The organism is Bacillus sp. L_1B0_5, from assembly GCF_000836715.1.
Classification (GTDB): Bacteria; Bacillota; Bacilli; order Bacillales; family Bacillaceae_G; genus Bacillus_A; species Bacillus_A thuringiensis_S.
In genome coordinates, this window is the sequence record NZ_JXIS01000139.1 from 1 (window position 1) to 12,058 (window position 12,058).

Genomic DNA, 12,058 nt, shown 5'->3' on the forward strand with positions numbered 1-12,058 from the left:
TACACAAGCTGCTAGTGGTACGAATAATCTTAAGGACTCAGCTTCTCTAAACAAAGAGTACAAACAATTAGCTGAAGAAATTGACCATATTGCTGAAAAAACTAACTTTAACGGTAATTCATTCTTAAACCAAGCTGGTGGTGGTACGAATATTAAGATTCAACTTTCTGACGCTGCAAATGATACACTTGATATTACAGCTATTAATGCAAAAGCAGCTACATTACTTGGAGCGGCCGTTGGAACTTTAACAGACGCTGCTGATCCAGCAGCTGCTATCACTGCAGCAACAGCAGAAATGGAAAAAATCGACACAGCTATCCAAGCTGTCGCTGATGCTCGAGCAACTTTCGGTTCTCAATTAAATCGCTTAGACCATAACTTAAACAACGTAACTAGCCAAGCTACTAACATGGCTTCTGCTGCTTCTCAAATCGAAGACGCTGACATGGCAAAAGAAATGTCTGAAATGACTAAGTTCAAAATCTTGAACGAAGCTGGTATCAGCATGCTTTCTCAAGCAAACCAAACTCCACAAATGGTTTCTAAATTATTACAATAAGCCATTTGAGTTAGTTTCCTGAATAAACCTCCCTGCTTGCAGAGAGGTTTATTTATTCTATATAGATAGATTAATTATAAAACTTTCTTTTTTATGTGGAAGAGAGTATCCGCGATGCTTAGAAGCGGTCAGTGCTTATCTTAATCCCCTCTTATATTAAAACACAAACAGTAAATAAGCATAAGCCCCTCTATCCTTCCATAACTGTTTATTAGATTAAAAGATACCGATTCTATTAATCTATAAGGAGTGTCTATTATGCGTATTGGTACGAATGTTTTAAGTATGAATGCTAGACAGTCGTTGTATGAGAATGAGAAGCGTATGAATGTTGCGATGGAGCATTTGGCGACCGATAAAAAGTTAAATACTGCTTCTGATAATCCCGCTAACATTGCAATTGTGACTCGTATGCATGCGAGAGCGAGTGGTATGTGCGTAGCAATTCGTAATAATGAAGATGCGATATCAATACTTCGAACAGCGAAAGCTGCTCTTCAAACTGTGACGAATATTTTGCAGCGTATGCGTGATTTAGCCGTTCAATCTGCGAACGGTACAAATTCAAATGCAAATCGTGATTCGCTGAATAAAGAGTTTCAGTCTTTAACAGAACAAATTGGCTATATTGGCGCGACGACTGAGTTTAATGATTTATCCGTATTTGGCGACCAAAACAGCCCTGTTTCATTAGACGATATCGGTCATACGGTACATATATCAAAAGCTATTCCCCCTTCCCCTACACAACATGACATCAAGATTTCAACAAAACAAGAAGCAAGATCGGCAATCCGTAAAATTGAAGAGGCTTTCCAAAGTGTGTCACTTCATCGTGCCGACCTTGGTGCAATGATAAATCGTTTACATTTTAATATTGAAAACTTAAATAGCCAAAGTATGGCACTAACAGATACTGCATCTCGAATTGAAGATGCAGACATGGCGCAGGAGATGAGTGATTTTTTAAAGTTCAAATATTGACTGAAGTTGCACTTAGTATGGTTTCACAAGCGAACCAAATTCCGCAAATGGTTTCTAAACTACTACAATCGTAAAAATTTATCTTCCATCTTTGGAACGATTCCATACAAAACAAAAGGGAAATACATATAAACTATGTATCTCCCTTTTATTTTGTACCCAAATTTTATTACTGTGTTACTGTCATAACTTGTCCACTACGGTCAACCATAATTTTCATTTTACCGTCTTGTGCATTATATAGACCTAGTTTATGTAATTCCATTTTACAATCTTGTACGAAAGTTGGTAATTTACGTATTTGATCAATATCCGAACTTGTAATGAAATGAATTAAAAGCTGCGTCATGCCCTTAATATCTTGTACAAGCTCTTCTTTCTCTCGTTTTAGCCTTTCATTTTCCAGTTGTAACGACTGCAATTCACTTTCTAGACTACGTGTATTCTTCGCTTCTCTAGAACGCCCTGCTGCAATACTAGAAAGCTTATAAATACCTTCCATAAACTGATGTAGTTCGTCTTCTTTCCTTTCACTACATTGATTAATTGTTTCAAAGTTATCAACGATACCAGATATAACTGTTACAAGACTTTTTTCATCCTCTTTATGCTGGATTTCTTCTTTTAATTCGTACTCGTTTTCTTGTTTTCTTGCAACAATTGTCTCTTTTACTGGTATATATTTTCGCTTTCGTCCTGGTTTTTGTTTTTCAATATTTTCAAACGGTATTTCACGTTTTTTCAATTTATAATACGTATTTTGCAATTGACTTTCTGTTTTTGGAAAAAGATTTAGTTCATTTTTACTTACGTATTTTGAAATATTTAAAATGTTTAAACTGTGACGTTGACAAAATTGATATACTTCATATAGTAGCTCTAGTTCAGACTTCAGCCATGTAATTGCTGATTTTTCATATGCTCGCATCCCGCCATTTTTTTCTATATCTATTTGAAATAATACCATTCTATTATGTAAATCAACTAACTCTTCATACTTTACTTGGAATTCTTTTTCTATTTTTTTTAATTCCACCTCTAGTTGCATATCGTTCATTTTATTATTTGACATGTTTTGTAAAAGACCTAATACATTAATTGCTGTGTGGTGATACATAATCTGTGCCACTCCCCCTCATCCTTTCACAATTCTCATCTGACTCCCATGTCTTTTAAGAAAATAGCAATTTTTACATATCCATATTATAACAGTTCGAAATTATCTGTCAAATAATAAACATACAAAAATGTATAGAAAATATAAAAATTTGGAAAATGTTTTTTATTAATATGTAAAATTGCATATTAATTACATTTAATTATATTATATGGTATTTTGAATGTTTTTTCACCGAAAAAATTTGCGTTACCACGAAATATTACTAAAATAACCCTCGAAAATACGTTTGCTTATATTTTCAAATCAAAAATCTTCATTTGAAGATTTTTTCATACATACAGCGCCAAACATCTTAGAAACCTTTCATTTTTCTGCCAGCTTAAAGTATAGAATACTAAAAAGGAACTAGCCAATGCTACATATGGCTAATTCCTTCCTCTCTCTAGCAGAATAGAGTTATAAACCCAGTCTTCAAATCCTCAATCGAAGTCTCACTTCTTCTTACCTAAAACTACTTCATACCTCTGAACTCACATCGCATGAGACTCTATTAATCACTGAAAACTTCCTTACATAAGTAGTTCCTCTATTCCTACTAAATAGAAAAATATTATACACCAGCTCTTCTACTTACCTATAACCACTCCATATTTCTGGTCTCAACATCGCATAGGGCTCTATTAAGCACTGACCGCTCAACACTTAGCTAGAGCTTCTATTCCGGCTAAAAAGAAGCTTTTAAAGCACTAACTTATCAACTAAACCAATTAGCTCTTGAATATCTGGCTTACTTACTTGAGCATTTGCTCCTACAGCTTCACCTTTATGGAATAATTCATTTGTAATTAATGAAGAGAAAATAATGACTGGTAAACGATTCATTACTTCACTATCCTTAACCACTTTCGTTAAATGATGTCCATCCATTTTTGGCATTTCAATATCCGTAATTAGCAAGTGAATATGTTCAAACATTTTTTCGCCTTGCTCTTTCGCTAATTTTTCAATTTGTGCTAACGCTTCTGCACCATTACTGAAGAAGTTCATTTTCGTATATCCAGCTGATGATAATGTTTCTTCTAATATTTGACGAAGCATCGCTGAATCTTCTGCAATATAAATTACTTTTTCAGCTCGATCTGTTTTTTGTTCTAACCCTGCAATTGATTTATTGTCATAACCAGTTCCGCTAATTTCACATACAATTTTTTCATAATCTAATAGTAAGATGATCTTGCCATCTAGTTTTACAATACCAGATGTCGTTTCTTCTAGTCCCATAGATAATGAAGCTGGTTCATCAATTTGTTCCCACGAAATACGTTGAATACGATGCACTTCATCAACGCGGAAAATAACTTTCATTTGGTTTAATTCTGAGATGATAAATTTCGTTTGATCAAGTGGCTTTGTTGACTTTAAATTAAGAGCCATTGCCAAGTTAATAACAGGTAAAATTTCACCACGTACTTGAACAACACCTTCAACTGCATGATGAGATTCTGGCACAGTTGTAACAGGGAATGGATTAATGATTTCACGTACTTTCATAACATTAATACTAAATAGGTTTTCACCAACAGTATACGTAACAATCTCTAATTCATTTGTTCCGCTTTCTAATAAAATACTTTGTGCTTGTGACATAAAGGTGTCGCTCCCCTTCCATTAATTCCGTATATCTAATTATTAAGCTTTATAAAAGCGAAAAAGTCAACTACCTATATAAAAAATATAGATAGTCGATCGATTCATTTTATTAAAAAACAATTAATCTTGTATAAACGAAGCAAGTACCTCTAATAACACTTCTTGTGCTCCTACAATTTCCGTCGGCATTGCTTCCCATTTTTTCGAAAGCTCCGTCTCTACTCTTATTCTCAGCTCTGAATTCATTTCTGCTAGCACATATTCTTTCGTTGCTATATCAATATCAAGTAGCGCGAGTGCATATAGTTCCGGTTCATTTATTTTTTCGAATAATCGTTTTAATACCACCGGTGCTATATGTTTTAATTTTTCAATATGAATTTCCTTATCCGAAAATAGTAACTCATATTGAATAAACGTAACATTTTCTTTAATCACTTTAAAATAGCAATTATTTTTTTTATCATTTACAAAATAACCGTTCGGATCTGCGATAATACTTTCTACTTTACGAATTAAATCTGGCAAACTATTCGCCGCCATTACAGTCCGCTGCTCAACCTCACTCGGCGAAATGAATGTAACGCGATACTTATTTTGCGCCATCCTCCTCACCTCTCCTTTTATAAAAATCTATCATCACAAACATATAAAATGAAACTAGCATACTCTCATTTCATTGCCCTATTGTCACAACTCACAGACTATAAAAAAGTACTGGCTTGCTATAAAGAGATTATTGTTCAACCATTCCAGTAGATTTCTATAGTTCTCTTCTTACAGCTCCGAGCCACCTAAGCCTAAAAACACTTTTACGCGCCTTTAAGCAGCTCGATATTGTTGAACCAAAACGCAATTTGCTGATCTGTAATGCCTGATAATGTAACAAAAAACTCACGGCACTTCATCTCGTCCTTAAACAGTTGATACTTCCATGCGCCATCACTGCCAACACTGACGAAATAAAACTCATGAATGCGACCAATAATCGCTTTCTTTTCAGCAAATGAATACGGGGGCACTTGCTTAATTTCAAATTGATCTGGTAAATATACATACTCTTCCCGTTCCATTTTTAGCACTTGTTCAGCAAGTTCACGTTTATTCTCGAAAAATGGTAATTGTAAAATTCGTTCTTGTCTTGTCATACGAATAAAAACCCTTTCTACTATATTACGATCTTTCTTTATAATACATTATCGAATTAAGTTTACAACTTCATTTAATACTTCATCTGACACTTTAATTACTTTCGCATTTCCTTGGAATCCACGTTGATATAACATTAAGTCAACGAATTCTACAGATAAATCTACGTTTGAACTTTCTTTTGCTGAACCTCGTACATTACCTGCACCATTCTCACCAGCAACACCTATCCCTGGAATCCCTGCTGATGGTGTGGCAATGTAATTGCCATTCCCAGTTTTCATTAATCCACCTGAATTAGGGAATGTAGCTACAGCTAGTTGTCCTACAACCTTCATACTACCATCCGAATATCTCATCATAACGAAACCACCGTCAGAAATTGAATAGTCATTTGCAATTGCAGCTGGACGCCCCGTTACTTCTGTTGTAGAAATAGTTTTCCCTGTCGGATAATTTGTTAAAGCACTTAAGTCCAGTGTCAGTCCCTTACCAAAAGGAATTTTAACCGTTCCACCTTTAGTAATTTCACCAGTTACTGGATTTTTTTGTACAGGTTCATCTGTCTCCTTTAGATTTCCTAATGTATCAAATTTAAGATTTTTTTCGCCCGTCATGCCTTCAACAGGCTTAAACTCTTTTTCGTTTTTAGAATCATTTCTTACAGAAACTGTATATGTATATTCACCTGGCACAGGCTTGTCAACTTCTTTACCATCTACAGTCTCTTTTGTAGTCTTTTGTTTAATATTTACACGTAACGTTAACGAGTTTCCTTCCTCATCAAAAACTGTGAATTCATGAGATAATGCATTTTGATTTCTAGGAAGGTTTCCACCTATTGTTGCTTTATCTGTTTGAATCCCACCAACAGCTGATCCCATTGGAATATGAATTGGACTTGGTCGTGAAGAAAAATCTATTTCTTGTGTTCCTGTTTTCACACCATAACCTAGCACATACTGTCCACTTGTATTTGTAACATAGTTGTCTTTCGATACACCGAAAGACCCTTTTCTCGTATACTCTACATTTCCACTATTACGATCACCAACTAAAAATAAACCATTTCCCTCTATGGCTGTCTCCATCTTATCACTAGTTAAAGTAATAGAACCATCACTAAAATCTGTAGATGTCCCACTAAACTTTACACCGTTACCAATACTCTTTGGATTCGTACCAGCATAAGCACCATCCCCACGTGAACCAACCGTATTATTATATAGCAGATCATCAAAAATAGCTTTTTGCTTTTTATATCCAACTGTTTGTGCATTTGCAATATTATTTGAAGTAACACTTAATGCATTTTGTGCTGCATTCATCCCTGTAATACTTGTATATAACGCTTTAATCATAACCTATATACACTCCTCTTATTAATTTTGTTTAACCTCTTCATTTTTTTCTATATCATCTTTCTTCTCATCTTCTGGATTTGTTTCTGCTATCGGTTTATCTGAAACCCTTTCTACAAAACGAAGTGAGACAACTTGATTATCAACAATAAGTTGTACATCGTTATTTTCGGCAAGTCGAACTGTTTCCACTTGACCAGTCACTTGCTCACCCTTATTGTTTATACCTCTAACATACTTTCCTAAAAATTTCATCCCTCCATCAAGAGCTGTCGTATACATCGTTGATTGTAGTTTATCTACTGCTTTCGTCATATTTTGTACTTGCTCCATAAGCGATAGTTGAGCCGTTTGATTCATCATTTGGTTCATATCCATCGCATTAAACGGGTCTTGATGTTGAAAGCTTGCTAAAAATAATTTCAGAAAATCATCTTTATCCATAATACCGGGTGTTTTTTGATTACTTGCTGATACTCCGTTTGTTTGTTGAACTGGCGATTGCACACCAGTGACAGATGCGTTTTTGGCTTGTGCTCCTGCTTGTAACGGAATATGATTTGTACTCGTTGTATTTAACCCAACTGTTGGCACTCTTTATTCCTCCAATAATCCCGCAAATTCTGTTGATTGTTGTTTTTCATGATTTGTATTTGCTAATTTCTGTTTTTGCCTTTGCTCTTGTTCTCGTTGTTCTTTACGATTTTCATCTTTATCTGAATAGCTAATTTGAATATTGATTTCTTTTTCTTTTAACTTTAATCTCAATTCATCAAAAATGATTTCAACACGTTTTTTCGCATCGTGTTTCTCCATTTCTACGTGAACGTCAATTTGATCTCCGTGTTTTTTCATAAACACTGTTAATGTACCAAGTTTTTCTGGATTTAACTGGAATAAAACACGTTCTTGTTTCACTACAAATTTTTGCAGCGCTTCTACTTGCGCTTCCATTTTCTTTCCTAAGTCAGGTAATGAAACTTTCTCAGCACCACTATTTGATTTCCCTATTTGTTCGGTACTCGTCGTTTTATTTAATAATTCTGCACCTGCAGAGCTCGAATCGTTTAATGCATCAACTTCTGGCAACTCTACCTTTGCATCATCGCTCTCAAGTTTCGGAAGATCTACCTCTTTAGACTCTTCTTGTTCCTTTGCAATATTACAAGTTTCTGTTTCTACAACCTTCAATGCTTGCATCGTTTGCTCTGGCATCTTCATTTTGTCTAATACCATTTGCATTGTATCTTCTAAACATATAGCATTTTTGATATTCATATTTGAAAGAAGTTCTTGTAATTGTTGTAATTCAGCTGCAGGTAATTCATTAAGTTTAATATTGCCATATTCTTTATATAGCTCTTGTATTTTTTGTATGTATTGATATAACAATTCCGGCTGCACATGTAATTGCTCAATTGCAACCATTTGCTCAGATACAGCTAATAACAACTGTTCTGTCTCTTTTTTTTCTTCGTTCTTTACATTTGGTTCTTCTTTCGTTACCGATTTTTTAGAAAGAATATAATCTTTTTTCTCTTCTGGTGGTGCTTCTTCTCGTTTCGTTTTCTCCGTTTGTGGCTGTTTTTTATTTTCCATTCTCATCGTACGATCGAATGAAGAATCTTCATTTTTTGATTGTACTTCTAGCCCTTTTTCTTTTTGCGGAGGTAAACTTTGTTGCACCGGTAATACAGACTGTATCACTACATTCACCTCATCCATTCATACACATTTTCAAATCAAGAAGCATTTTTTCTTCCAGCTTTTCTTGTGCTTTCGCAAGCTTTGTGCACTCTTCTTGATACATCTCATCAATGACACGTTCTTTTTCTTTTACTTGCTCTAAAAGGCTTTCATTTTTTTGAATAAAACCTTCTGTTTTTTTAATTTTTCGATTCCATTCTTCTATTCTTTCAGGTGAAAACGTATGTGAAGAAAGCATGCCAGCCATAATACGTTGCCCAGTTTGTACGACTTTACTACGCGATTTCACAACATATAAATCATATTCTTTTTTTTGTTCTATTTTTCTTTTTTCAGCTGTTAATTCATACACTTCTTTTAAAATATGCTCTTTTTCTTGATTTATTTGCAATTTTATTGTGTCGTACTGCTGTTTATCCACCTGTTTTCATAGCCCCTTCCTATTATAACGTTCTCTTTTTCTATTATATAGTTTTTTTCCAAAAAAATCTGTGAAATATTAAAAAACAAAAAAATAAGACCTCTTGGGCAGAGGCCTTATACTATATGGTGTATCGCTTCAACGATATCATCAAATGGGAAACTATCCGATCGGCCTTGCTTTAAAAATGTATTTATGCCTTCTACTTTATTTTTACATTCAAAAATATAAGCATTTTCTTCATTTTCTTGAATCGTTCCTAGCTTAAAATACAATTCATTTTCTTTATAAATTGATAAAATCTTTCTCATTTCATTTGCAAGTTGCCAATGATGTGGCGAAACAATTTCTTCCATAATCCTACTTACTGAATCTAATACTGAAATTGCAGGATAATGACTAAGCGTTGCAAGCTCACGCTTTAATACGATATGTCCATCTAAAATACCACGTGCTAAATCTGGTACAGGGCCATTTAAATCATCCCCATCAACAAGCACCGTATAAATACCTGTTATAGATCCCTTCTGTGTTTTCCCAGACCGCTCTAACAACTTCTTCATATAACTTTCCATTAACAGTGTTTTACCACCAATCGGTAACTCTTTAACAGCAATATCAACACTTCTTCGTGCATCGGCAAAACGAGTAACAGAGTCCATCATAAGTAATACGTTATTACCTTGATCACGGAAGTATTCAGCAATAGACGTTGCAAGTTTCGCTGCACGAAGTTGCATAAGATGACTTTCATCTGACGTCGCTACAACAACGACGCTTTTTCGCATCCCTTCCTCGCCTAACTCTTTTCGAATAAAGTCTTTTACTTCCCGGCCACGTTCTCCTACTAAACTAATAACGTTTATATCAGCTTTTGCATTTTTTGCTATCATTCCAAGTAAAGTTGATTTACCAACACCTGACCCAGCAAAAATACCAATCTTTTGACCGATACCAATTGTTAGCATAGAATCAATTGATTTTATTCCTGTTTCAAATACATCAGTAATCTCTTCACGTTCAAATGCATGTATAGGCGGTGCATCTAGTTTTATTTTCTGTAATGGAATGTTTTCAGCTTCCTCATTTAATACTTCACCATTTGCACTTAACACTTTTCCGAGTAAGTGATTACCACATGGTACAACAACATCTTCTGAAATTAAAGTCACTGAATCTCCATAACATACTTTTTCTGTCTGTTCAAATGGAAGTAGCATATTATTTTCTTTTTCAATGGCAATCACTTCACATAAGACGTTATGTTCTCCAACGAAGCAAACATCTCCGATCTTCGCTTTCGGCCCTTTTGCTACGAAAAACTGTTCTTGTACACTATGAACTTTGCCTACTTTCGTATACAGTGGTGTTTCAATGAACTTATTCCATTTTTCGTTCTCATTCATTAACAGACGGCTCATACATTTTGCTCCTCAAATAACTTCTCTTCTTCCCATTTCTGACGAAGTTTCGCAAATATAGGTGCAAATTTAAATTCAAAGAACTCTTTCTCTTCTTCCAGAACAAATTCACCAAACTGCAGGGAGAAATCATATTTCCATTCTACTAATTGTAGTAACCAATATTCTTTCGTATTTTCCTTCTCTTCTTGAATACGTTCAAACGTTTCTGGATGTACTGTAATGATTAATTTTTCAAACGAAGTTGGCAATGTTTGCACGATGCCAGTTAAAATAGGTAACACATCAAGCGATCGTGAATCTACCGCTTGATTCACGATTTTTTCTGCTAGATGAAAAGATTGATCCCATAATAACTCTGTCCATTCATATGCTGTTTCTTGTTGTTCTTTTTGAAACTGCACACGCGCTGCTTCCATCTGTTCCATTTGTTCATGAATATGCATTTGAAATTGTTCTTTATCTTGTAATAACTGCTGCCGCTCTCGTTCTAGCATTTGCTTCTCTTGCCTTAGCTGATTCATTTCCATATGTAATGACTCTTGCTGGGCGCGAAGCTCTGCATGATCAGCTTGTAATTCTTCCTCTTCTATTTGAACTGAAGCTGGTTTTGGAAATTGTAATTCATACGTTTCTTCAGAAAAAGAAACAGAATTCTTCGGAATTCTGTTTTTAAATAAGGACATCCTCTTCACCTCTTTGAACGATAATTCTTCCTTCTTTCTCTAGCTTTTTCACTGTACCAGTGATCGTTTGCTGCGCTTTTTCAGCATCCGTCATCTTAAGTGGTCCTAAGCCATCTAATTCTTCTAGAATCATCTCTTTACGGTTTGAAGACATACATGTAAATAGTTTCTCTTTAATTTCTTCTTTTGCAATTTTAAGTGCTTTCGCAAGAACACCGTTATCTGTAATTTCTTCTAATACACGGCGAAGCGCAAGATCTTCAAGACCAAGTAAGTCTTCAAAGACAAACATATTTTCTTTAATTTTCTCAGATAACTCATAATCGACTTCATCCAGCTTTTGAAAGACTGTTTTTTCAACACCTCGTGAAACATTATTTAAAATGTTTACGATCGTTTTCAAGCCATCAGTTTTATTAATTGCACTAAATGCCATATTATTTAATTTCGATTTTAACAACTCACCAATTTGATTAATTAATTCGCCATCAACTTGTTCTAATTTTGCAATACCCATTACAGTCTCTACTCGTTTATGATCTGGCAATCTCTCAATTAATTGAGACGCAAGTTGCGGTTTAATATAAGAAGCGATAATTGCAATTGTTTGTGGTGATTCATCATTAAGCACTGTAAGGAGTGGCTCTAAATCTGTAAGTGAATTTAAGAACTCAAACGGATTATCTTTGTTATACCAAAGATCTTCCAATAATTTTTCCAGTTCGTCCTCTGGCATGTTTTTAAATATACGACGAATATATTCTTTATCTGGAGTGACTAAGTTCAATTCTTTGACATTTAGTTCATATAAGAACTCTCCTAGTACATTTTCTAACGTTTCTGGTTTGTATACACGAAACTTTGCGATTTCACGAAGTAATACTTCTTTTTCCTCAGCTGTCATATATTCAATGACTTTTGCTGCCACCCCTTCTTCTAATGTGCGAATAAGGATGGCAGCTTTTTCTTTGGAGGAGATTTCATCTAACATCGTTGT

General features: G+C 34.7%; 12 protein-coding genes and 1 pseudogene. 2 read left to right on the forward strand and 11 right to left on the reverse strand.

Annotated elements, in window-relative coordinates; genetic code table 11:
• Together RT27_RS29825 and RT27_RS29830 are read left to right on the forward strand one after the other, a co-directional pair.
• The coding region (locus RT27_RS29825) for a flagellin (RefSeq protein WP_043938758.1) at window positions 1-562 on the forward strand (562 nt) is incomplete at its 5' end.
• 258 nt (window positions 563-820) lie between these two features.
• Window positions 821-1,620 (forward strand): annotated as a pseudogene (locus RT27_RS29830) (flagellin).
• Between the two features lie 95 nt (window positions 1,621-1,715).
• Here RT27_RS29830 and RT27_RS29835 read toward each other — a convergent pair.
• The 11 genes from RT27_RS29835 to fliG all read right to left on the reverse strand — a co-directional run bounded on the left by RT27_RS29835 (window position 1,716) and on the right by fliG (window position 12,052).
• A complete protein-coding gene (locus tag RT27_RS29835; RefSeq protein ID WP_043938759.1) occupies window positions 1,716-2,663 on the reverse strand; it encodes a DNA-binding domain-containing protein in 948 nt (315 codons plus the stop codon).
• Window positions 2,664-3,404: 741 nt separating this feature from the next.
• Entirely contained in the window at window positions 3,405-4,313 is a 909-nt protein-coding gene (locus RT27_RS29840; RefSeq protein ID WP_000075943.1) for a chemotaxis protein, read from the reverse strand.
• Between the two features lie 123 nt (window positions 4,314-4,436).
• Window positions 4,437-4,922 (reverse strand): hypothetical protein, encoded by a 486-nt coding sequence (locus RT27_RS29845; RefSeq protein ID WP_043938761.1) that lies wholly within the window; start codon window positions 4,920-4,922, stop codon window positions 4,437-4,439.
• A gap of 206 nt (window positions 4,923-5,128) precedes the next feature.
• Window positions 5,129-5,464 (reverse strand): DUF3964 family protein, encoded by a 336-nt coding sequence (locus RT27_RS29850; protein WP_043938763.1) that lies wholly within the window; start codon window positions 5,462-5,464, stop codon window positions 5,129-5,131.
• Window positions 5,465-5,512: 48 nt separating this feature from the next.
• Window positions 5,513-6,826 carry a flagellar hook protein FlgE gene (gene flgE / locus RT27_RS29855; RefSeq protein WP_043938765.1) on the reverse strand — a complete coding sequence of 438 codons (1,314 nt, stop codon included), beginning with the start codon at window positions 6,824-6,826 and terminating at the stop codon, window positions 5,513-5,515.
• Window positions 6,827-6,847: 21 nt separating this feature from the next.
• Window positions 6,848-7,420, reverse strand: coding sequence for a flagellar hook assembly protein FlgD (locus tag RT27_RS29860; RefSeq protein WP_043938767.1), 573 nt, complete (start codon window positions 7,418-7,420; stop codon window positions 6,848-6,850).
• 3 nt (window positions 7,421-7,423) lie between these two features.
• Complete coding sequence (locus RT27_RS29865) at window positions 7,424-8,533, reverse strand: flagellar hook-length control protein FliK (RefSeq protein WP_043938769.1); 1,110 nt, start codon at window positions 8,531-8,533, stop codon at window positions 7,424-7,426.
• 10 nt (window positions 8,534-8,543) lie between these two features.
• Window positions 8,544-8,954: a hypothetical protein gene (locus RT27_RS29870; RefSeq protein WP_043938770.1), complete on the reverse strand. Its 411-nt coding sequence runs from the start codon at window positions 8,952-8,954 to the stop codon at window positions 8,544-8,546.
• Between the two features lie 116 nt (window positions 8,955-9,070).
• Window positions 9,071-10,375, reverse strand: coding sequence for a flagellar protein export ATPase FliI (gene fliI, locus RT27_RS29875; protein WP_043938772.1), 1,305 nt, complete (start codon window positions 10,373-10,375; stop codon window positions 9,071-9,073).
• Entirely contained in the window at window positions 10,372-11,061 is a 690-nt protein-coding gene (locus RT27_RS29880; RefSeq protein WP_016082179.1) for a FliH/SctL family protein, read from the reverse strand. Before RT27_RS29880 ends, fliI begins: the two co-directional genes overlap by 4 nt.
• Window positions 11,048-12,052: a flagellar motor switch protein FliG gene (gene fliG / locus RT27_RS29885; protein WP_000883364.1), complete on the reverse strand. Its 1,005-nt coding sequence runs from the start codon at window positions 12,050-12,052 to the stop codon at window positions 11,048-11,050. Before fliG ends, RT27_RS29880 begins: the two co-directional genes overlap by 14 nt.
• Between the last annotated feature and the right edge of the window lie 6 nt (window positions 12,053-12,058).

Excerpts from the sequence above, each read along its gene's own strand:
- RT27_RS29835 (WP_043938759.1), bottom strand. The coding sequence starts at position 2,663 with ATGTATCACCACACAGCAATTAATGTATTAGGTCTTTTACAAAACATG.
- RT27_RS29840 (WP_000075943.1), bottom strand. The coding sequence starts at position 4,313 with ATGTCACAAGCACAAAGTATTTTATTAGAAAGCGGAACAAATGAATTA.
- RT27_RS29845 (WP_043938761.1), bottom strand. The coding sequence starts at position 4,922 with ATGGCGCAAAATAAGTATCGCGTTACATTCATTTCGCCGAGTGAGGTT.
- RT27_RS29850 (WP_043938763.1), bottom strand. The coding sequence starts at position 5,464 with ATGACAAGACAAGAACGAATTTTACAATTACCATTTTTCGAGAATAAA.
- flgE (WP_043938765.1), bottom strand. The coding sequence starts at position 6,826 with ATGATTAAAGCGTTATATACAAGTATTACAGGGATGAATGCAGCACAA.
- fliI (WP_043938772.1), bottom strand. The coding sequence starts at position 10,375 with ATGAGCCGTCTGTTAATGAATGAGAACGAAAAATGGAATAAGTTCATT.
- RT27_RS29880 (WP_016082179.1), bottom strand. The coding sequence starts at position 11,061 with ATGTCCTTATTTAAAAACAGAATTCCGAAGAATTCTGTTTCTTTTTCT.
- fliG (WP_000883364.1), bottom strand. The coding sequence starts at position 12,052 with ATGTTAGATGAAATCTCCTCCAAAGAAAAAGCTGCCATCCTTATTCGC.